We start from the raw sequence: 21,432 nt of genomic DNA on the forward strand, positions 1-21,432 counted from the left end.
TTGTGCTTATATGATTTTCTCTAAGGATTCGATGTGCCAAGCGTTCAAGGAACAAATACCTCGCTAGCGGCTAGCCGGATTTCGATTGTCTCATCAAGGTTATCAATTTCGGTATTGATTGCTTTTGCTGCGGCACTTGGCCCGTTATTGCACTTGGATTTGGTAAATGGTGCCGGCTATCATGACAATCAAAGAATTATCGAAATCTTTTGTGTCGTCTTGTCCGCACTTTTTGGCTCGGCGTCCCTGTTTATGGGATATGGAGAAAAAAGGCAGCAATTATTTGACCGGCATTTGTTGTTTTTTTTGGTGCTATTCTTTGTACTTGGCATTGCATCCGCAGCTATTGCTTATTCAACGCGATATGCCATGTTTGAGTGGGCTAACTTTCTTTTGTTGATGATCATGTCGATGATAGTTGCCACCGATATCGCGGCTAAGGGAAATGCTTTGTTGGATAGGGTCCTGCTTTTGTGCATGTCGGGTGTCGCTGTTTATGTTTCGATAACATTCATCATATACATTGCGATATTCTTTATCGGTAGCCAACCTCCGAACGATGCGCTCATTTTTGGCTATAGCAACTATCGGTTTTTCAATCACGTTCAGACTATTACTTTGCCATTGCTGGCGTTATTCACAATTCGCTGCAATAGCCGCAAGCAGAAAATATTTTGCTGGTTCGTGATATCGGCATGGTGGACTTTACTGCTGGTTTCCGCTGGGCGCGGTACTTTTGTCGGTTTGCTCGCGGGTATATGTGTAGTTGCCGTTTATCTGCGAAAAGATGCTTTCCCTTGGTGTCGCCTGATGTTATTTACCGCGCTCACTGGCCTGGTTGGATACCTATTTTTTTATGTGCTGATTCCAATGGCACTGGGCCTGGCGCCATTCGGGTTTTTGTTTTCCGTAGTAAAGCGATCAATCGAAAACCCAGATTCCAATCGTTGGGAGCTCTGGACACGCGCATGGGAAATGATCGTTGCGCATCCCTGGCTTGGCGCCGGGCCTCTGCACTTCGCGCATTTTGGCCGTTCCATACAAAACGGAGCGCATCCACACAATTGGATACTGCAGATTGCGTCTGAGTGGGGTATTCCTGCGTTGCTTTGTCTGGTGGCGGCGATTGTGCTTGCCATTAGAAAATTGCTGATGGTGCGCCAGTATTTGGTATCCACTGACACACAAAATCATTTCGCACTAGCTGCGTGGCTGACAATCGGTATTGCAATACTCGTGGATAGTTTGGTGTCCGGTTTGATTGTGATGCCAAGCAGTCAATTATGGATTGCCTTGTATATTGGCTGCGCTTGGGGATGGTCTGTTTCGATGACGCCGGCACAAACAACCGGTAACGTACGTCTGCCCGTAGCTGTACGTCTGTGCGGCGTGATTGGTGCGTTGGTCTTGATCTATTTTGTTTGTAATGGCTTGTGGCCCGAAATTGGCGATTTACCTTTTTATGAAGAGCAGAGTCTGCAGAGGGACCTGTATGTAAATCCAGTGCTACGGCCACGAATTTGGGCGGGCGGCTATTTTTGATGATGAAAAGAGCAATTTAGACTAACTCATAGCTCCGCTACCCAGTCCCCCGACTTGCCGCCATGCTTTTCCATCACCCGCACGTCGGTAATCACCATTCCCCTATCCACTGCCTTACACATGTCATAGATCGTCAATAAACCGATCTGCACCGCGGTCAGCGCTTCCATTTCCACGCCGGTCTTGCCCATCGTTTCCGCTTGCGCATGACAGCTAATGCTGGAAGCGCTTTCATCAATACCGAAATCGACCGTCACTCGCGTTAGCGCCAAAGGATGGCACAAGGGAATCAGATCGCTGGTACGTTTAGTGGCCATGATGGCGGCAATCCGGGCAATCCCCAGTACATCGCCTTTTTTTGCCGTGCCCGACTGGATCAGTGCCACGGTCTCGGCTTTCATGCGAATGCAACCGCTGGCGACGGCGATGCGGTGGGTGTCGTCCTTGCCGCCGACATCGACCATGTGGGCCTGCCCGGATGAGTCGAAGTGGGTCAGCTTGGGTTCTGCAGGGATTTTATTGATCATGGCGGTATTTTCTTTAGATGATGTGGTCAGGCCCGATCCGGATTTTTATCCGCCCGAGGCCACTTGCTGAATTTGGAACAATTATCCTCTGTTAGTATCATAGCATCGTGATTTTGACACTAGCCAGCATTCGATGACGCGACCCAAGCAACTTCCACTGCGGACACTGCTGGCAGCGCTGCTAAGCGTCTGTTGCGTGCTGCCGGCCATGACCGCAACGGCGGCCCAAAACCTGCCAACCCTGGGCGATACCTCGCGTGAATCGCTGTCGCCGTTGATGGAGCGCAAGCTGGGCGAAGAAGTCATGCACGATATCCGGCGCGATCCCGATTACATGAACGATGCTCCGCTGCTGGAGTATCTGAACAACTTCGGCTGGACCCTGGTTGCGGCCCGGCCCGAAGTGCGCGGCGAGGCCGGCTTCGATTTTTTCTTCTTTGCGGTGCGTGATCCGGTCTTGAATGCGTTTGCCTTGCCGGGCGGTTTTATCGGCGTCCATTCCGGTTTGATATTGGCGGCGCAAAGCGAATCGGAACTGGCTTCGGTGCTGGCGCATGAAATCGGCCATGTGGCGCAGCGTCATATCGCACGCATGGTGGGCAGTCAGAAGCAGGATTCGATGATTGCCCTGGCCGCTATGCTGCTGGGGGCGCTGACCATGCGCGGCAGCAGCGACGCCGGCGCGGCGGTGATGATGGGCGGCACCGGGCTGGCGATGCAAAGGCAGTTGAATTTCAGCCGCGACGCCGAGCGCGAGGCGGATCGTATCGGTCTGTCGATTCTGGACTCGGGCGGTTTTGAGACCAGCGGCATGGTGGCTTTTTTCGGGCGCATGCAAACCGCTTCGCGCAATTATTCGGATGTGGTCCCGCCGTATCTGCTGACGCATCCGCTGACCACCGAGCGGATTGCCGATATCGAGGCGCGCATCCGCGAGCAGCGTTATCGGCAGCACGCGGATAGTATGGATTTCCAATTGATACGCGCCCGTGTACGAGTGTTGCAAGACGATACCGAGCAGGGCCGGCGTGAGGCCCAGTTCGTTTTCGATGCGCAGCTGCAGCAAAATACCAAGCAGCAAATCGTTGCCGCTAAATATGGCATGGCTTTCCTGGCGTTCAAGCGTGAGGCCTATGCGCAGGCGGAGGATTTGCTGCAACAGGCTGTGGCGGCGGCGTCGCCGGCAAAACAAAGCCTGGTGCTGACCGATCTGGGGGTGGAGATCATGCTGGCCACCAAGCGCGAGGCGGATGCCTTGAAGCTGGTGCAACAGGCGCAGATTCAATATCCCTTGTCGCGTGGCTTGGCGCATCAGTATGCGCGGGTGTTGATTGCTGCCAGGCGTTTGGACGAAGCTACCAAATATTTGCGCGAGCAAGCTCGGTTGTATCGTCAGGATGCGGATGTGCAGGATTTGCTGGCTAAGGCGTATTCGGCGCAGGGCAAGCGGGCCTTGCAGCATATGGCTTTGGCGGAGTCTTATGTGTTGACTGGGAGTGTGCCGGCGGCGCTGGATCAGTTGCGGATTGCGCGGGATTCGGGGGATGCGGGGTTTTATGATCAGTCTATGATTGATGCGCGGGAGCGGGAGTTGCAGGAGCGGTGGAAGGAGGAGTTGAAGGCTTCTAAGGAGCGTTAGTGCTGAGGTTTTTGCTTCGTGGGCCGTTAAGTGGGGTCAGAGTAATTTTACGACGATGTAACGTGTCGTAAAAAAAACTCTGACCCCATTTAACTATGTCTGGCGGGGTTTTTGTATAAAACCGAAATGGGTTGCGATATTTTCTGTGGCGATGTGGGCGACGGGTAATGTTGTTCCTGTTTTCTGCCATGTGAGGATTTGATGCTCTGACGGGGTCGTCATCCATTCGAGCAGGGCTTCGTCGCTGACGGTTTCTCCATCCATGCGTAGGTCTGCCAGGCATTGCGCTAGATCGCGATCGTCGATTGCTGCAACCTGGCCTGGCGCGATTAGCAGCAGCCGGCCTTGTTCGGTCAGCATGACGGCATTGATTGCCGCCATTGGCTCGCCGGTTTGCAAGACAAAACCTCGGGCCGGATCAGTATGGGCGATATAGGGCGTCAGCTCGAGATCGACATACACCCGTTGCGGGCCGTTCTGGAAGTACCAGCAGCCTTGCTGGTCGGCGCTGTAATTGCGGTTGATAAAACCGGCCAGCGCCGCATGCATGATCTTGTCGCCGGGGAGGTTCTGGCGCTGCGCTGTTTCATCGCGCATGCGCCAGGCGCCGCGCGCGTCGAGGCCCAGCCAGCCATAGCAATGCGGAACATCCGGCCATTTGAGCATGGCTTGAGCGACGACTTGATCCATTAGTTATCCTGCAAAAAACGCAGCATGTGCTGCGGCAGCCAATCGAGCCGGCCGGGCGGGTTGCCGGTGGCGAAGCCGACGTGGCCGCCTTGTTCCGGGTATTCGAGGGTGACGCTGGCGGCGGCCTTGGGCGGCAAATGTTGCGGCGGCAGGAATGGATCGTTGCGGGCGTTGAGCACCAGCGTCGGCACGGTGATGTCGTTCATCACCAGCTTGGCGCTGGCGCGATGCCAGTAATCGTCGGTGTCGCGGAAACCGTGCAAGGGCGCGGTGACGATGTTGTCGAACTCGTACAGGTCGCGCGCGCGCAGCATTTTTTCGCGGTCGAACAGGCGCGGGAATTGCTGCAGTTTGTCGAGCGACTTGCTTTTCATGGTGCGCAGGAAGGAGCGGGTGTACACCATGTTGAAGCCATGCGACAGGGCGGCGCCACCGCCGGCCAGATCCAGCGGGGCGGAAATGGCGCAGGCGGCGTCGACGATTTCCGCCTGGTGCTGAGATTCGCCGAGCCAGCGCAGCAGCGCATTGCCGCCGAGCGAAACCCCGGTCGCATACAGTTTGCCGAATTGCTTGATCGCGCGGCTGGCGAGCAGGCGGCGCAATATCCAATCGACTTCTTCGGCGTCGCCGGAATGATAAAAGCGCGGCGCCTGATTGATTTCGCCGGAACAGCCGCGGAAATGCGGTACTGCGCCGGACCAGCCCAGCGTCACCAGTTGCGCCATCAAGGCGCGGCTGTAATGGCTGTCGGAAGAACCTTCCAGGCCGTGAAACAGCACCACCAGCGGCTGCCCGGGCTGGCCGTCGATAAAATCGATATCGATGAAATCGCCGTCCGGCGTATCCCAGCGCTCGCGCCGGTAGGCGACTGCCGGTTTGCTGATACAGGTGGCAGGGTAAATGGTTTGCAGGTGACCGCCGGGCAGCCATAACGGCGCGGGGTAGAAGCTGGTTGAGGAGCTGGGTGAGACGGAAGAACGCATACTATTCTGTGCTGCTCCTGTTCAGTGCAAGGTGGTGTTGGAAACGGTTTCGTCGGGCGCCGCACCTGGCGCTACCGAGGCGTGATGCAGCACGATGCGCCAGCCGCGCGGTGTCTTCATATAGATATTGGTCGCCAGGATATGCATCTCCCGATCGGCGTCGCTGGCTTGATGCAACTCTTCCACCAGGTTATGGATACTGGTCGACATATTATGTGTCACGTGCAGATGGCGCGCACGGATATGCACGCCGCCGCGTTCGAACAGGCTTTCGAAAGCCGCCCGGATCGCCGCATGCCCATGCAGCCGCGGCGCATTCGGATGGATGCAGACGATCTCATCGTCATCGGCCCACAAGGCCATCATGGCCTCGATATCGGCCCGGCTCATGGCGTCGTAAAAAGCGGTTTCGGTTTCTTCGGCTGAACCATGCATGAATTTGGCGTGCGGCATATGGCCTCCGTGCTGTCATCAAAAAAGGGAGCTGCGCTCCCTTGGTTTCGATCAATGGCCTTTGATCACGGCGCCCGGTTTCAGCCGGTATTGCGTGCCGCAATATGGGCATTTGGCGCTGCCGCTGCTATCGAGGTTGAGGAACACCCGGGGATGCGACGACCAGGTCGGCATCAGCGGGTTAGGGCAATGCGCCGGCAAATCCTTGCCGTCGAGTTCTACCGGGGTCTGAAGGTTTGTTGCTGTGTTCATCTGCTTCTCCAAAATTACTTGTGCTGTATTGAGTACTGATGCTGGCTTATTGTCCGACTACGGTAAGCCAGTGTTTATATTTGTCCGACTTGCCTGCCACCACATCGAAGAACATGGCCTGCAATTTTTCAGTGATCGGGCCGCGCTTGCCTTCGCCTATGGTGCGATTGTCGAGTTCGCGGATCGGCGTGATTTCTGCGGCGGTGCCGGTGAAGAAGGCTTCATCGGCGCAATACATTTCATCGCGAGTGATGCGCTTTTCGATGACTTCGATGCCGTTGTCGCGCGCCATGGTCAGCACGGCGTCACGGGTGATGCCGTCCAGGCAGGAGGCCAGGTCGGGGGTGTAGATCTTGCCGTTCCTGACGATAAACACGTTTTCGCCGGAGCCTTCCGAGACGTAGCCGTCGGTATCCAGCAGCAGTGCCTCGTCGTAACCGTCGGTCAGTGCTTCCTGGTTCGCCAGGATGGAATTGATGTAATAGCCGCTGGCTTTGGCGCGCACCAGCGAAACATTGACGTGATGGCGGCTGAATGAAGAAGTCTTGACGCGTATGCCTTTTGCCAGGCCGTCTTCGCCCAGGTAGGCGCCCCACGGCCAGGCGGCAATCGCGACGTGGATCGTGTTGCCCTTGGCGGCGATGCCGAGCTTTTCCGAACCGATCCAGATCAGCGGCCGCATATAGCAGGAGTCCAGCTGGTTCTCGCGCACCACCTGGATTTGCGCATCGATCAGGGTTTGCAGATCGTAAGGCACTTGCATCTGGAAAATCTTGGCCGAATTCAGCAGGCGCTGAGTGTGTTCTTTCAAGCGGAAAATCGCCGCGCCTTGATCTGTCTTATAGGCGCGCACGCCCTCGAAAACCGCCATGCCGTAGTGCAGCGAATGGGTCAGGACATGGATATTGGCGTCGCGCCAGTCTATCAGTTTGCCGTCTTTCCAGATCTTGCCGTCGCGGTCATCCATGGACATGTTTTACTCTCCAGTAAATAAAATCAGAGCTGCCGAATTGACAACGAAGCCGTGGCGGCTGGCGGCCGCTCGCCATTCGCTGCATCGGCAGATTCCTAGCGTTAAAGTGACATTTTAACGGATTCGACGAGGCCTACTCTGTAGAATATTGGTCTGGGCATCCGCGTTTTGAGAAGCGCTATGTGCGCAAAACCATGTTTTGCCGGAGGCTGCTGGAGTAAAATAGCGACTTTTCCTCACTGATATTGTCTGATCGACATGAAATTCAATCGACTAAGCGACTTGATCGCGCAACACCAGCTGCAAGGCAAGCGCGTGTTTATCCGTGCCGACCTCAATGTGCCGCAAGACGCGGCCGGCAATATTACTGAAGATACGCGCGTGCGCGCTTCAGTGCCGGCGATTCGCCAGGCGCTTGACGCGGGAGCGGCGGTGATGGTGACTTCACATCTTGGACGTCCGGTCGAAGGCGAATTCAAGCCGGAAGATTCGCTGGCGCCTATCGCCAGGCGTCTGGCGGAATTGCTGGGGCAGTCGGTTGAGTTGCGCCAGAACTGGGTCGATGGCGTGGAAGTGGCGCCGGGCCAGGTGGTGTTGCTGGAAAATTGCCGCGTCAACAAGGGCGAGAAAAAGAACAGCGACGAGCTGGCGCAAAAGATCGCCAAGCTCTGCGATATCTATGTAAACGACGCTTTCGGCACAGCCCATCGGGCCGAAGCCACCACTCACGGCATCGCCAAATTTGCGCCGATCGCATGCGCCGGCCCGTTGCTGGCGGCTGAACTGGATGCTTTGGGCAAAGCCTTGAACCAGCCGGCGCGGCCACTGGTGGCGATCGTTGCCGGCTCCAAGGTATCGAGCAAGCTGACTATATTGAAAGCGCTGGCTGACAAGGTCGACAATCTGATCGTCGGCGGCGGCATCGCCAATACCTTCTTGCTGGCCAGCGGCTTGAAAATCGGCAAATCGCTGGCGGAACCGGATCTGGTCGATGAAGCCAAAGCCATTATCGAGATGATGGCCAAACGCGGCGCTTCGGTGCCGATTCCGGTGGATGTTGTGTGCGCCAAGGAGTTTTCACCGACTGCGGCGGCACAGGTCAAGGATGTCGGCGATGTGGCTGACGATGACCTGATCCTGGACATCGGCCCCAAGACTGCGGCGATGCTGGCGGCGCAAATCAGCCAGGCCGGTACCATCGTCTGGAACGGTCCGGTCGGCGTGTTTGAATTCGACCAGTTCGGCGAAGGCACCAAGACGCTGGCGCTGGCGATTGCCGGCTCCAAGGCATTTTCGATTGCCGGCGGCGGCGATACGCTGGCGGCGATTGCCAAATACAAGATTACCGACAAGATCGGTTATATCTCCACCGGCGGCGGCGCTTTCCTGGAATTCCTGGAAGGCAAGACCTTGCCGGCGGTTGAGATTCTGTTGCAACGCGCTGCTTAGGCGCATCGCTAAGGGCTATTAGCGGCAAGTCGGACAATTGGTTGGAAGCGACCAACGTCCTGGTGTTTGTTCATGATGTACTGAAAGGTTGTCCATGCAAAGAGCTACCAAGATCGTCGCCACTATCGGACCCGCATCTAGCGATGCCGACACACTGGCGCGGATGTTCACCGCCGGGGTCGATGTGGTGCGCCTGAATTTTTCGCATGGCAAGGGGCAGGATCATATCGATCGCGCCAAGCTGGTGCGTGAAGTAGCTGCAGCCTGCGGCAAGCAAGTCGCCATCATGGCCGACTTGCAAGGGCCGAAAATCCGCGTCGGCAAGTTCGAGCAAGGCAAGATCGAATTGAAGAATGGCGAAAAATTCATTCTCGACGCCGATTGCGCCATGGGCGGCCAGGAGCGTGTCGGTCTCGATTACAAAGCCTTGCCGCGTGACTTGAAAGTGGCCGACGTACTGTTGCTCAACGATGGCTTGATTGTATTGACGGTCGAAAGAATCATCGGCAACGAGATTCACACTGTCGTCAAGATCGGCGGCGAACTGTCCAACAACAAGGGCATCAACCGCCAGGGCGGCGGCTTGTCGGCGCCGGCGCTGACCGCCAAGGACATGGACGACATCAAGACCGCCATGAGTTTCCGGGCTGACTACGTCGCCGTGTCGTTCCCGAAGAACGCTACCGATATGGAAATGGCGCGGCAACTGGCCAACGTGGCCGGCGAAGCTTACGATCACAAGCCGATGATGATCGCCAAGATCGAACGGGCAGAAGCGATCCCGGTGCTGCAAGAAATTCTCGATGCTTCCGACGGCATCATGGTGGCCCGCGGCGACCTGGCGGTGGAAGTCGGTAATGCCGCTGTGCCGGCGCTGCAAAAGCGCATGATCAAGATGGCGCGCGCGTCCAACAAGCTGGCGATCACCGCGACCCAGATGATGGAATCGATGATCGTCAATGCGGTGCCGACCCGGGCTGAAGTATCCGACGTCGCCAACGCTGTGCTGGATGGCACCGATGCCGTAATGACTTCGGCTGAAACCGCTTCCGGCAAATATCCGGTGGAGACGGTGGAAGCGATGGCGGCGATTTGCCTGGAAGCCGAGAAATCGGAAGACTGCAAGCTCGACGCCGATTTCCTGAATGTCCGTTTCACCCGTGTCGACCAATCGATTGCCTATGGCGCCTTGTTTACCGCGCACCATTTGCGGGTCAAGGCGATTGCGGCACTGACCGAATCCGGCTCGACGCCGCTGTGGATGAGCCGGCACAACATCGATATCCCGATTTTTGCTCTCACCCCGAGTGTTGCTACCCAGCGCAAGGCAGCCTTGTACCGCAATGTGCAAACTTTTGAACTGGGTAAATCCACTGACCGTGAGGCAGTGCTGAAAGCCGCGCAGAATTTGCTGCTGGCCAAGGGCGTGGTGCAACTGGGTGATCTGGTGGTGGTCACATGGGGCGAGCCGATGGGGCAAATCGGCGGCACCAATGCGCTCAAGATCATGAAGATCGGCGAGTATTAAATTAGTCGGAAATAGTCGGAATGCGTTGGAGCAGAATCGGTCGGGGCACTTTTCTTTCACATTGATGCCCAACTTGAACGCTGTTCCACAACAGGTTTTTATTATCGGAGTACAACATGCCTCTCGTATCCATGCGTCAATTGCTGGACCATGCAGCTGAAAATAGCTATGGCCTGCCTGCTTTCAACGTCAACAACCTGGAACAAGTCACTGCCATCATGCAGGCCGCCGATGAAGTCGGCGCGCCGGTCATCATGCAAGCGTCGGCCGGCGCCCGCAAATACGCCGGTGAAGCGTTTTTGCGTCACCTGATCGAAGCAGCGGTAGAAGCTTACCCGCACATCCCAGTGGTGATGCATCAGGATCACGGCCAGTCGCCGGCAGTATGCATGGCGGCGATCAAGTCCGGTTTCACCTCGGTGATGATGGACGGCTCGCTGATGGAAGATGGCAAATCGGTTGCCAGCTACGAATACAACGTAGAAGTATCGCGCAAAGTGGTGGAGTTCTCGCACGCAATCGGTGTCACCGTGGAAGCGGAACTGGGCGTGCTCGGTTCGCTGGAAACCATGATGGGCGACAAGGAAGACGGTCACGGCGCCGACGGCAAGATGACCCGCGAGCAGCTGCTGACCGACGTTTCGCAAGCGGCCGATTTCGTCAAGCAGACCCAGTGCGATGCGCTGGCGATTGCGATCGGTACTTCGCACGGTGCGTACAAGTTCTCGCGCAAGCCAACCGGCGATATCCTGGCGATTGAGCGCATCAAGGAAATCCACACCCGCATTCCCAACACCCATCTGGTGATGCACGGTTCGTCATCGGTACCGCAGGAATTGCTGGCGGAAATTCGTCAGTTCGGCGGCGACATGAAAGAAACCTACGGTGTGCCGGTCGAAGAAATCCAGGAAGGGATTCGTCACGGCGTGCGCAAGATCAATATCGATACCGATATCCGGTTGGCGATGACCGGTGCGATTCGCCGTTACCTGATCGAGAATCCAAGCAAATTCGACCCGCGCGATTACCTCAAGCCGGCTCGCGAAGCTGCCAAGGCAGTCGTAAAAGCCCGCTTCCTGGCGTTTGGCTGCGAAGGCCAAGCCGCCAAGATCAAGCCGGTTTCGCTGGAGAAAATTGCAGAGAAATACAAGAAGGGCGAGCTGGCGCAGATCGTTCAGTAATAAACAAATAGACGTTGTAATAGCGCCAGGCGAGGCTTGGCGCGATAATTTACCAGGTAACGGATGGTGCTTCAGCCATTCGCTATCTGGTTTTCTGACTTATGGAATAACCATGACAAGCCTTTACCAATCCACCATTACTTCCCTGCCGCTGCTGGGTCGCGGCAAGGTGCGCGAAAACTACGCTGTCGGTGAAGACAAGATCCTGATCGTGACCTCTGATCGTCTGTCGGCTTTCGACGTCATCATGAATCAACCTATCCCGGGCAAAGGCAAGGTCTTGAACCGCATGTCCGATTTCTGGTTTGACAAGCTGGCTGCGATTGTTCCTAACCATTTGACCGGGATTGCTCCGGAATCGGTAGTGGCGCCGGATGAAGTCGAGCAAGTGCGCGGCCGTGCGGTGGTGGCGAAGCGCCTGGAGCCGATCATGGTCGAGGCGGTGGTGCGTGGCTACATCATCGGATCGGGTTGGAAAGATTATCAGGCGACTGGTGCGATCTGCGGCATTGCCTTGCCGGCGGGTTTGCAGCAGGCCGAGAAGCTGGCTGAACCGATTTTCACTCCGGCCGCCAAGGCCGAGATGGGCGCGCATGACGAGAACATCAGTTTTGACGACATGGAAAGGCGGATCGGCACGGAATTGGCCGGCAAGATCCGCAGCATCAGTATCGAGCTATACAAGACCGCAGCCGACTATGCGGCGACGCGCGGCATCATCATCGCCGACACCAAATTCGAATTCGGCCTCGACCAGAACGGCGTCCTGCATCTGATGGATGAAGTGCTGACCGCCGATTCGTCGCGCTTCTGGCCGGCGTCCAGCTATCAGGTCGGGATCTCGCCGCCATCGTTCGACAAGCAATTCGTGCGCGATTACCTGGAAACCGTCACCAGCTGGGACAAGACGGCGCCTGCGCCAACCTTGCCGGCGGATGTGATTGAAAAAACCGGCGCCAAGTATCGCGAAGCGCTGTTCAGCCTGACCGGCGAAACGCTGAAGGACTGATGATGAGCACTGCAGCCGTGGTGAAAGACCAGCAGCCCTTGATCGGCATCGTCATGGGTTCCTCTTCCGATTGGGAGGTGATGCAGCACGCGGTCGCCATCCTGACCGAGTTTGGCGTTCCACACGAAGCACAAGTGATCTCGGCGCACCGCATGCCGGATCAGATGTTTGCTTATGCTGAAACGGCACGTGCGCGCGGCTTGCGCGCTATCATCGCCGGCGCCGGCGGCGCCGCCCATCTGCCGGGCATGATTGCGGCCAAGACCATCGTGCCGGTGCTGGGCGTACCGGTGCCATCCAAGTATTTGCGCGGCGAGGATTCCTTGCTGTCTATCGTGCAGATGCCGAAGGGGATTCCAGTCGCAACCTATGCCATAGGTGAAGCTGGCGCGGCAAACGCGGCGCTGTCGGCAATCGCTATGCTGGCCTGCACCGACGAGGTGCTGGCCGAGAAGTTGCTGGCGTTCCGCGTCAAGCAGACACAAATTGCCCTTGATATGAAATTGCCTCCGGTATGAGTGGTATGGAAGACAAAGTGCACGATTCGACAGATCCTATAGTTCCCGGCACCACGCCATCAACCTGGCTGGGCGTGATGGGCGGCGGCCAGCTGGGCCGCATGTTCACCCATGAAGCGCAAGCCATGGGTTACAAGGTGGCCGTGCTCGAACCAGAGCAGGATTGCCCCACCGCGCATGTCGCCGATCGCCATTTTCTGGCCGACTACAGCGATGAAGTTGCCTTGACCGAGATGGCAGGTTTGTGTGCGGCGGTGACCACCGAATTTGAAAACGTTGCCGCCGAGAGCCTGGCGCTTCTGGCGCAGCACAGCTTTGTGGCTCCCGCCGCTGCCTGTGTTTCGGTAGCCCAGGACCGTATGGTGGAAAAGCGGTTTTTTACCGAGTGCGCCAAGGCTTCGACGGTGCTGCCGGCGCCGCATCATCTGATTGAATCAGTAGCGGATATCGATAATATTCCCGCCGAATTATTGCCCGGCATCCTGAAAACGGTCCGGCTCGGTTATGACGGCAAGGGTCAGGTTCGGGTGCGCAGCCTGGACGAGGTGCGTCAGGCATTTGCCGGCATGAACGGCGTCGCTTGCGTGCTGGAAAAGATGCTGCCGCTGGCCTACGAGGTTTCGGTGCTGGTGGTGCGTGGCGTTGACGGTACGGCAGCGGTGTATCCGATTGCCGAAAACGTGCATCGCGACGGCATCCTGTTTACCACTACGGTACCAGGTCCGAATGTCTGCGACGAAACCGCCAGGCGCGCCCAGCATGCGGCGCTGGCCATCATTGAGCAACTCGCGTATGTCGGCGTCTTGTGCATTGAATTTTTTGTCTTGCAAGACGGTTCGCTGGTGGTCAACGAAATGGCGCCGCGCCCGCACAACAGTGGCCACTACACCATGGATGCCTGCGTCACCAGCCAGTTCGCACAACAGGTGCGGGCCATGGCGCGCATGCCTTTGGGCGATACCCGCCAGCATTCGCCGGCGGTGATGCTGAATATCCTGGGCGATGTATGGTTTGACGGCGACGGCCAGCAAGCGCGTGAACCGGCATGGGACCGGATCCTGGCTTTGCCGGCGGCGCATTTGCATTTGTACGGCAAGGCGCAGGCGCGCCGTGCGCGCAAGATGGGGCATATCACTTTCATCGCAGCGACCATGGCTGAAGCCCAGCAGCAACTGGCGCAAGCCTGCGATATCCTCGGCATCGCGGCGTAAATGAAAGACTCGATCATCGATCAGCAAGCAATCCGGCTGGCCGCGCGCAAGCTGGAGGCGGGCGCATTGGTCGCGTTTCCTACCGAAACGGTGTACGGGCTGGGAGCCGATGCCGAGAATGCGGCGGCGGTGGCCAGCATCTACGCTGCCAAAGGACGTCCGTCCAATCATCCGGTGATCGTCCATGTCGCGCCGGAAGCTGACATCGCTTATTGGGTGGAGTCGGTGCCGCCGCAGGCGCAAGCGCTGATCGCCGCTTTTTGGCCGGGGCCGCTGACGCTGATCTTGCCGCGCGCCGCGCACATACCGGACCAGGTTTCGGGCGGCCAGAGCTCGATCGGCTTGCGCTGCCCGTCGCATCCGGTGGCGCAGGCTTTGCTGCGCGAGTTCAAAGGCGGCAAGGGCGGCATTGCCGGCCCGTCTGCAAACAAGTTCGGCCATGTCAGCCCGACCACGGCGCAGCATGTGCGCGATGAATTCGACGCCGACGGCGATAGCCCGATTGCTTGTATCCTGGATGGCGGCCAGAGCGAGGTCGGCATCGAGTCGACCATCATCGATTTGTCGCGCCTGGCGTCGCATGGACCGGTGCTGCTGCGGCCCGGCCATATCAGCGCCGCGCAAATCGGCGCGGTGCTGGGAGTCGCGGTACAAGCCGCCGACGCCGCCGCTCCGCGCGCTTCAGGCACGCTGGAATCGCACTATGCGCCGCGCACCCCGGTGCTGCTGGTGCCCTCGGCGCAGCTGGCGGACACCCTGCAGCAGATGCGCCAGGCCGGACAAAGCCTGGCGCTGATCAGCTATTCCACGCTGGCCAAGGAGATTCCGCCTTTGGCCGCGCAATTTCCCATGGCAGCTTCAGCCCCGGCGTATGCCCATGATCTCTATGCCGCGCTGCGCAATATGGATCATGCGGCGGCCGACCTGATCGTGGTTGAAGCACCGCCGTCCGACCCGGACTGGCAGGGCGTCAATGACCGTTTACGCCGTGCCGCGCACGATTCATCTGCCGTCCTGGCAGGTTTCAAAAAATAATTTGAGGTAAAAAAGCTACAACTGTAGTCAAACGATTCTAAAGCTGGCATAGTGTAAAAAAAGAATAGCACGCGCGTTCTTTTCGATGGAAAAAAGCATGGAAAAAGATATCCGGAAGTTACGGATGCGCCAGTTCTGGTAAATGCAGTCGAATAAGAGAGCGTTGTCTGGCCAGGCCAGAACGGAAAAACGCCAAAAAAATGGGTTTGTACTGTATTCGCTGCAGGCAAAAATCCCGCTACTAAAAATGAAGTGTAACTTGGAGAAGACATATGAAAAAACAATTCAACGTATTGCCGAAACTGGCGGCCCTGTCCGTACTGGCAGCATTCGCGGCTCCTGCCATGGCGCAGCAGGCTGGCGACAATCTCCTCAACGTCGGCTGGGCACACCTCGGGCTGAACCAGTCCAGCGAGCCGTTGAAGCTCGGGACCTTCACGGTGCCAAATAGCGGCGCGCATGTTTCCAACGCTGACACTGTCATCCTGCAGATGACCCATTTCTTTACCGACAATATCGCCGTAACGGCGGACTTGGGCATTCCGCCGAAATTCAAGCTGAGCGGCGCAGGTTCCCTGAATAGCCTCGGCCAGCTTGGCACGGCCACGCAATGGAGTCCGGCGGTCGTGGCGAAATACTACTTCGGCGACGCTAACAGCCAATTCCGTCCTTTTGTCGGCGCCGGCGTTACATACGTCTGGTATTCGAACATCAAGCTGACCAGCAGCCTGACCGGACTTCTGGGCGGCGGCGATCCTGGCGCTTCCACCAGCGCCGATTTGAGCAGTTCTTTCGCGCCGGTCGGGACGGTTGGCATGGCCTATAATTTCGACAAGAACTGGTCCGCCAGCTTCTCCCTGTCGTATGTCCCGCTGGACACCAAGGCTGACCTGAGTACTCGCCACAGCGATGGAACAACGACCCACGCCACTACCAAAATCACTCTGAATCCTTTGGTGTCGATACTGACAGTCGGCTACAAGTTCTAAATCGCCGGATAAGGTTTGTACTAAATGCCCTGCATAGCCAGGGCATTTTTTTGCCCGCATGGATTGCATATGAGATTCTGCATATCTACATCGACAAGTGGCGGCAGATTGCGTTAAAGTGAAAGTGTTAGCGGAAAGTAACCAGGGAGTAGCGGCCATGACCAAGGAAGTTGCAGTTTTAGGGGGCGGATGCTTCTGGTGCCTGGAGGCGGTGTACCAGGAAATAAAGGGAGTGCAGCATGTCGAATCGGGATATACCGGCGGCCAGGTAGCGAACCCGACTTATGAGCAGGTCTGCGAAGGCACTACTGGTCACGCCGAAGTGGTGGCGGTGACATTCGACACGGATCAGATCAGTTTTCGTGAGTTGCTGGAAATCTTCTTTACGATTCACGACCCAACCACCTTGAACCGACAGGGCAACGACGTCGGCACGCAATACCGTTCTGCAATTTATTATCAGTCGCCGCAGCAGAAAAAAGCTGCGGAACAGGTGATTGCAGAAATGGCCAATGTCTGGGATGCGCCCATTATCACCGAGTTGAGTCCTGCAGAAACTTATTACAAGGCGGAGGACTACCATCAGAACTACTTCCGCCAACATCCGTTACAGGGTTATTGTGCGTTCGTAGTCGCGCCAAAAGTGGCAAAGTTGCGGAAGATATTTACCGAGAAGGTCATCGGCAGCTGAGGGTTTACCCACTGTTCCAGGCGGAGCAGTGGGTATGGATAGTCCACGGACTATTTCGACGCCTGATAAATATAATCCCGGGACCAAGGCAAGGTGCTCGCGCTGCGACCTGCTTTGCGGCAAACGACCTGGTACAGAGACATCCAGTCGCGGTCGAAACCGTAGGAACTGCCAGCCAGATAAATGCGCCAGATGCGGAAGCGGCGGTCATCGACGACTTTTCTAACCTCGTCGGCACGCGCTTCCAGATTGTCTGCCCAGATGCCGCAAGTCTTGGCATAGTGGCGCCGTAGATTTTCCACGTCGAATACTTCGAGCCCGCCTTCCTGCATGGTTTTCAACACCAGGCCGATATGCGGCAACTCGCCATGCGGAAACACATACTTTTCGATGAATTCGCCGCCGCCGTATGGGGATTCGCCATTGTCGATGTCGGTGGTGGTGATGCCGTGATTCATCGCGATGCCGTCGTCCGCCAGCAAGCTGCGGATACGCGAAAAATACCCAGGCAGGTGATTCAGGCCGACATGCTCGAACATGCCGACGCTGGTAATCCTGTCGAAGCTGCCGGTAATATCGCGATAGTCTTGCAGGCGAATCTCTATCCGGTCTTCAAGGCCGGCTTGCGCAACCCGCTCCTTGGCTAATGCGTACTGGTTTTCCGAGAGCGTGATGCCAACGCATCTAGCGCCGAATTTTTGCGCCGCCCGCAATACCAGAGCGCCCCAGCCACAGCCGATATCGAGCAGGGTTTGGCCCGGCTGGACCTGGATCTTGGTCAGGATGTGATCGATTTTCTTGAGTTGGGCAGTGGCCAGGTCTTCATCGCCGTTCTCGAAATAGGCGCAGGAATAGACCATGTTCTGGTCCAGCCACAGCTTGTAAAAATCATTGGAGACGTCGTAGTGATAACGAATCGCTTCGGCGTCCTTTTCCTTGTTGTGACGGAAAGTGCGGGTAATGCGGGAAAATTTGCCATCCGCCTTCAGTGTATTGGCGGCCAGTGCATTGCCGACAGCGATGATTTCCTTGATTTTCCCTTCGACTTCAATTTTGCCTTCGACATAGGCCTCGCCGAGATTGGCGAGAGATGGCGTCAGCAGGTAACTAAGCGAGGAGACATGCGGCACACGTACAGTAACCTCTGGCGCCGCATAGCTGCCAAAGTCAAACCGCTGGCCGTTCCACAATTCGAGCCGCAACGGTAGTGCGGCACGGTGACGGACTTCGTTGACCCAGTTTTCAAGCTTCTTTTCCCAGAACACGATTTCTCCTCCGGTGATTAAATACTTGTACCAAGCGGTCAGCGTTGACCGATGACGCAGAACTAAGGCTGCAGGCGTTGCCGCTGCCAGCTGCCTTCTGCGTTCAAAGTATACAAAATCCGGTCATGCAAACGGGACCGCCGTCCTTGCCAAAATTCTACCGTATCCGGAAAAAGTCTGTAGCCGCCCCAATGATTTGGACGCGGCGGGTGATCGCCAAACTCTTGTTCGGCCTTTGCATATTCGGCTTCCAGCACGTCACGGCTGCCTATGGGCTGGCTTTGTGCCGACGCGATCGCACTGAGTCGGCTGCGTAACGGACGGCTGTGAAAATAAGCATCGCTCTCGCTTTCGGAGACACGCTCGACTCTGCCTTCGATGCGTACCTGGCGTTCCAGCGCTATCCAGTGAAACAACAGCGCGCCGTAGGGATGCTCCAGAAGCTCGTGGCCCTTGCGGCTTTCGAAGTTGGTAAACCAGGTGAAACCACGTTCATCAAATTGCTTGATCAGTACGATGCGCGACGATGGCCGGCCATTGCTTCCCACCGTTGCCAGGCTCATTGCATTCGCTTCCGGCACTTCAGCCTGGATGGCTTCATCAAACCATTTTCCGAATTGCATAATTGGATCAGCGGCGCTGTCTGCTTCTGACAAGCTGGCTTGGCTGTAGTCGATTCTGAGATCTGCGATTGATCGGTCCTTGGTTTGGCTCATGCTGAAATACCTCGACGTTGTTGCATTGCTGCTCCTAGTTGTTGCATCTGCTGGTCATTGAAAATACGCTTTGCCATGGGGGCGATCCAGGTTTCTTCCTTTTCCATATGAGCAGAGTAGATGCTGGAAAATTGATGGACATCTTGCGCCGAAAGCAGCGTCGCCGGGGTTGCCGCTTCGCCGTCGGCGATATGGCTCAATTGTTGGTTAAGAGAATGCCAGAGACTATCCATCTGCTGATGTTCGGCCAGGATTTCCGGCATCAGTTTTTGCAGCACGGCGGCATCTTCTCCGGTTGCTGTGGAGTTCAACATCGGCAGCAGGTCGTGTTCTTCATCTGCGTGATGATGCGGGGCGGCTTGATTGAAATAGCGCATGACACTGTGGGCCGCTTGCTGTGCCTGGGCATCGTTGCCGTGTTGCGGCACATGGTCGAGCAAATTCTGCAGTGTTGCGAGCTGCTTGCGTATCCGTTCGTGGCAGTGTTTGAGGACGGCTATCGGCTGGCTGAAATCCGGCGCCGTGCTGATCAGTGCGTTTGGCATGATGATGTATCTCGTGGTTAACCTGGGGCGCTCTTGGCGAATAGATGCTTATCTGATAATTTTTCGATAAATGGCAATGTACTCATATTAAAGCACTTCAAAATAAATCCGTCTTGCGGAGCCGGTAAAATAGCGTCAATAGCGATATCTGGTCGTTCTCGGATATTTTGGCGATTGCCTGTATTTTTTTGCTTCCAACCATGCCTTCATCTGTCGTATCAAGCGCTTCCGGCGTTTCCGTTCCCACTGCCATCGACCTCGACGAGATCGATTTCGATCGGCGCTTTGGCGGTATTTCGCGCCTGTATGGCGCCGCCGCGCTGGCGCGTTTCCTGCAAGCGCATGTCTGCGTGATCGGGGTCGGCGGAGTTGGCTCTTGGGCCATCGAGGCATTGGCGCGTAGTGCGATCGGCAATTTGACCATGATCGATCTGGATAATCTGGCCGAATCCAACATCAACCGTCAGGTCCATGCGCTGACCGATACGCTTGGCCAAGCCAAAGTGAGCGCGCTAGCGGCCCGTATCGCCCAGATCAATCCCTACTGCCATGTGACCGAGGTGGAAGATTTCATCACTGCAGATAATTTGCCGGAAATGATAGGGGAGCAGCGCTACGATTATGTAATCGACGCCATCGATAATGTGCGCGCCAAGACGGCATTGATCGCCTATTGCCGAGACAAGGGTATTCGCCTGATCACGATTGGCGGCGCCGGCGGTCAGGTCGATCCTACCCGGATCGAAATCCGCGATCTCTCCAAGACCGAACAAGAGCCTTTGTTGGCCAAGGTGCGCAAGCGTTTACGCTCGGAACACCGTTTCCCGCGCGGCGACAGGAACCGCTTCGGCATTGACGCCGTTTTTTCCACCGAACCGTTAAGTGCGCCGCTCACCGAAGAGGCATGCAGCATCGACGCTGACGCCGCGCCCGGTGTCACAGGCCTGAATTGTGCCGGTTATGGCTCGGCGGTAGTAGTAACTGCAACCTTCGGCCTGGTCGCGGCGGCGCATGTTCTACGCAAGCTCGCCGCCGATGCAGAGGTTGTTGCTTGACTTGCCCATAGTGTCTAAATAGAATTCCGTGGACTATCGTTGCAGGGGATTCGCCTTTGGACAGTTGGACCAGTACCCGTGGATGGGCGCACAGCCCGCTGCAATTCATCTGCTAGTTAGTAGTCGCTCATTGCTACAGCTTGTGAATTGACGCGCTGTAGTATCTCGTGCGATCCCGCATCGCCACCATATATATCCCATCCATTCGTTTGTTTGCATTGTTCGCTGATCTTCAGTACCTGAAGCAGCGATGAGCACCCATGGAATGTCGCCAGCTGGCATGGCGATGCACACAGAAAGGTAGTGAAGATGGATTGGAAAATATTTACCTTGCGCGTATTGCTCGCCTTGACCTTAGGTTCGCTGATAGGCGCGGAGCGTCAAATGCGCCAGCGCATGGCCGGTTTGCGGACTAACGCCCTGGTATCGATCGGCGCATCCTTGTTCGTCATGGTCTCTGCATTCGAGTCTGATCCGCAGGGCGCGACCCGGATCGCATCTTATGTCGTGTCCGGTATCGGCTTTCTTGGCGCTGGCGTCATCATGCGTGAAGGGATTAACGTGCGCGGGCTCAATACCGCTGCGACATTGTGGTGCTCGGCGGCGGTTGGCGTGTTGTGCGGGCTCGGCCATGCATTGGAAGCAGCCATCGGCGCGGCTGCAATTTTGGGCGCCAATGTATTGTTGCGTGGGGTGTCTCACCTGATCAATCGCCAGGATCTGCATAGCGCGACTGAAATCGAGCAGGTATATCGCCTCTCTATAGTATGTCGGCCGGAAGACGAGGTGCAGGTGCGTACCTTGATGCTGCATATGTTGAATGGCATGCCGCACCTGGTTGTGCAGTCGCTGCATAGCGAGGACTTGGCTTCAGGTACCCAGCTTGAGGTGCGGGCAGATTTGATTACTTCACCTAGCAATCATTCGCAGCTGGAACAGATAGTCAGCCGGATCAGCCTGGAAAAGGGCGTGAGTGCCGCGCGCTGGGCGGTGTTGAATTCTGTTGATGTGTAGTGAGTGAGTGCTGTTGATAGGCGCGAATTTGGGCAAAAAGAGATAAATCGAAATATTTTTAACAAAGTACTTGCTGGGTTTTAAAAGGGTTGCTATAGTTCGCCTCCCGTTGAGAACGACGCGAAACAAGCGAAGCAGCTGAGAGGTAAATGAGCTGTTTTTGCGAG

At 56.5% G+C, this 21,432-nt stretch carries 22 protein-coding genes; 13 read left to right on the forward strand and 9 right to left on the reverse strand.

Translation table 11 applies throughout. The features are described 5' to 3' along the window. Window positions 1-33 precede the first annotated feature (33 nt). The gene (locus tag VNZ60_RS21225; protein WP_325662721.1) at window positions 34-1,542 is read left to right on the forward strand and encodes an O-antigen ligase family protein; all 1,509 of its coding nucleotides are present in this window, start codon (window positions 34-36) and stop codon (window positions 1,540-1,542) included. A 26-nt stretch (window positions 1,543-1,568) separates the two neighbouring features. On the opposite strand, the gene moaC is transcribed toward VNZ60_RS21225, so the two are convergent. Beyond that, window positions 1,569-2,069 (reverse strand): cyclic pyranopterin monophosphate synthase MoaC, encoded by a 501-nt coding sequence (moaC, locus tag VNZ60_RS21230; RefSeq protein ID WP_325662723.1) that lies wholly within the window; start codon window positions 2,067-2,069, stop codon window positions 1,569-1,571. A gap of 133 nt (window positions 2,070-2,202) precedes the next feature. On the opposite strand from moaC, the gene VNZ60_RS21235 reads away from it, so the two are divergent. Then, complete coding sequence (locus tag VNZ60_RS21235; RefSeq protein WP_325662725.1) at window positions 2,203-3,708, forward strand: M48 family metalloprotease; 1,506 nt, start codon at window positions 2,203-2,205, stop codon at window positions 3,706-3,708. Between the two features lie 93 nt (window positions 3,709-3,801). Here the strand turns inward: VNZ60_RS21235 and VNZ60_RS21240 are convergent, their stop codons facing one another. From VNZ60_RS21240 to VNZ60_RS21260, 5 genes are read right to left on the reverse strand one after another with little or no spacing between them, the layout of a single operon-like run. Next, a complete protein-coding gene (locus tag VNZ60_RS21240; protein ID WP_325662727.1) occupies window positions 3,802-4,398 on the reverse strand; it encodes a DUF2946 family protein in 597 nt (198 codons plus the stop codon). Beyond that, window positions 4,398-5,381 carry a YheT family hydrolase gene (locus tag VNZ60_RS21245; protein ID WP_325662729.1) on the reverse strand — a complete coding sequence of 328 codons (984 nt, stop codon included), beginning with the start codon at window positions 5,379-5,381 and terminating at the stop codon, window positions 4,398-4,400. Before VNZ60_RS21245 ends, VNZ60_RS21240 begins: the two co-directional genes overlap by 1 nt. Window positions 5,382-5,402: 21 nt before the next feature. Continuing rightward, complete coding sequence (locus VNZ60_RS21250; RefSeq protein WP_325662731.1) at window positions 5,403-5,834, reverse strand: YybH family protein; 432 nt, start codon at window positions 5,832-5,834, stop codon at window positions 5,403-5,405. Window positions 5,835-5,885: 51 nt separating this feature from the next. Then, the gene (locus VNZ60_RS21255) at window positions 5,886-6,086 is read right to left on the reverse strand and encodes a zinc-finger domain-containing protein (RefSeq protein WP_211464447.1); all 201 of its coding nucleotides are present in this window, start codon (window positions 6,084-6,086) and stop codon (window positions 5,886-5,888) included. 46 nt (window positions 6,087-6,132) lie between these two features. Further along, entirely contained in the window at window positions 6,133-7,059 is a 927-nt protein-coding gene (locus VNZ60_RS21260; protein ID WP_325662734.1) for a branched-chain amino acid transaminase, read from the reverse strand. 258 nt (window positions 7,060-7,317) lie between these two features. Between VNZ60_RS21260 and VNZ60_RS21265 the strand changes: the two genes are divergently transcribed. The 9 genes from VNZ60_RS21265 to msrA all read left to right on the forward strand — a co-directional run bounded on the left by VNZ60_RS21265 (window position 7,318) and on the right by msrA (window position 16,670). Then, the gene (locus VNZ60_RS21265; RefSeq protein ID WP_325662736.1) at window positions 7,318-8,508 is read left to right on the forward strand and encodes a phosphoglycerate kinase; all 1,191 of its coding nucleotides are present in this window, start codon (window positions 7,318-7,320) and stop codon (window positions 8,506-8,508) included. 94 nt (window positions 8,509-8,602) lie between these two features. Next, window positions 8,603-10,036 (forward strand): pyruvate kinase, encoded by a 1,434-nt coding sequence (pyk, locus tag VNZ60_RS21270; RefSeq protein WP_325662738.1) that lies wholly within the window; start codon window positions 8,603-8,605, stop codon window positions 10,034-10,036. 116 nt (window positions 10,037-10,152) lie between these two features. Further along, window positions 10,153-11,217 (forward strand): class II fructose-bisphosphate aldolase, encoded by a 1,065-nt coding sequence (gene fba, locus VNZ60_RS21275; RefSeq protein ID WP_211464456.1) that lies wholly within the window; start codon window positions 10,153-10,155, stop codon window positions 11,215-11,217. Window positions 11,218-11,329: 112 nt separating this feature from the next. Next, entirely contained in the window at window positions 11,330-12,226 is an 897-nt protein-coding gene (locus VNZ60_RS21280; protein ID WP_325662740.1) for a phosphoribosylaminoimidazolesuccinocarboxamide synthase, read from the forward strand. Continuing rightward, the gene (gene purE, locus VNZ60_RS21285) at window positions 12,226-12,744 is read left to right on the forward strand and encodes a 5-(carboxyamino)imidazole ribonucleotide mutase (protein ID WP_325662742.1); all 519 of its coding nucleotides are present in this window, start codon (window positions 12,226-12,228) and stop codon (window positions 12,742-12,744) included. Before VNZ60_RS21280 ends, purE begins: the two co-directional genes overlap by 1 nt. Before the next feature lie 5 nt (window positions 12,745-12,749). Beyond that, the gene (locus VNZ60_RS21290) at window positions 12,750-13,955 is read left to right on the forward strand and encodes a 5-(carboxyamino)imidazole ribonucleotide synthase (RefSeq protein WP_325662744.1); all 1,206 of its coding nucleotides are present in this window, start codon (window positions 12,750-12,752) and stop codon (window positions 13,953-13,955) included. Next, complete coding sequence (locus VNZ60_RS21295; protein ID WP_325662746.1) at window positions 13,956-14,990, forward strand: L-threonylcarbamoyladenylate synthase; 1,035 nt, start codon at window positions 13,956-13,958, stop codon at window positions 14,988-14,990. A 272-nt stretch (window positions 14,991-15,262) separates the two neighbouring features. Beyond that, complete coding sequence (locus VNZ60_RS21300) at window positions 15,263-15,979, forward strand: OmpW/AlkL family protein (RefSeq protein ID WP_325662748.1); 717 nt, start codon at window positions 15,263-15,265, stop codon at window positions 15,977-15,979. A 157-nt stretch (window positions 15,980-16,136) separates the two neighbouring features. After that, entirely contained in the window at window positions 16,137-16,670 is a 534-nt protein-coding gene (gene msrA, locus VNZ60_RS21305; protein WP_325662750.1) for a peptide-methionine (S)-S-oxide reductase MsrA, read from the forward strand. A gap of 50 nt (window positions 16,671-16,720) precedes the next feature. Here msrA and VNZ60_RS21310 read toward each other — a convergent pair whose 3' ends face one another. The 3 genes from VNZ60_RS21310 to VNZ60_RS21320 all read right to left on the reverse strand — a co-directional run bounded on the left by VNZ60_RS21310 (window position 16,721) and on the right by VNZ60_RS21320 (window position 19,196). Beyond that, complete coding sequence (locus tag VNZ60_RS21310; RefSeq protein WP_325662752.1) at window positions 16,721-17,935, reverse strand: cyclopropane-fatty-acyl-phospholipid synthase family protein; 1,215 nt, start codon at window positions 17,933-17,935, stop codon at window positions 16,721-16,723. A 62-nt stretch (window positions 17,936-17,997) separates the two neighbouring features. Beyond that, entirely contained in the window at window positions 17,998-18,651 is a 654-nt protein-coding gene (pdxH, locus tag VNZ60_RS21315) for a pyridoxamine 5'-phosphate oxidase (RefSeq protein ID WP_325662754.1), read from the reverse strand. Continuing rightward, on the reverse strand, window positions 18,648-19,196 hold the full coding sequence (locus VNZ60_RS21320) for a hemerythrin domain-containing protein (protein WP_325662756.1): 549 nt from the start codon (window positions 19,194-19,196) through the stop codon (window positions 18,648-18,650). The genes pdxH and VNZ60_RS21320 overlap by 4 nt, the downstream gene beginning before the upstream one ends. Window positions 19,197-19,396: 200 nt before the next feature. Here VNZ60_RS21320 and tcdA point away from each other — a divergent pair, with 200 nt between their 5' ends. Then, a complete protein-coding gene (gene tcdA / locus VNZ60_RS21325) occupies window positions 19,397-20,251 on the forward strand; it encodes a tRNA cyclic N6-threonylcarbamoyladenosine(37) synthase TcdA (RefSeq protein WP_325662758.1) in 855 nt (284 codons plus the stop codon). 309 nt (window positions 20,252-20,560) lie between these two features. Next, window positions 20,561-21,265 carry an MgtC/SapB family protein gene (locus VNZ60_RS21330; protein WP_211464478.1) on the forward strand — a complete coding sequence of 235 codons (705 nt, stop codon included), beginning with the start codon at window positions 20,561-20,563 and terminating at the stop codon, window positions 21,263-21,265. Window positions 21,266-21,432 lie beyond the last annotated feature (167 nt).

The sequence above is a fragment of the Collimonas sp. genome, assembly GCF_035566375.1.
Classification (GTDB): domain Bacteria; phylum Pseudomonadota; class Gammaproteobacteria; order Burkholderiales; family Burkholderiaceae_D; genus Collimonas.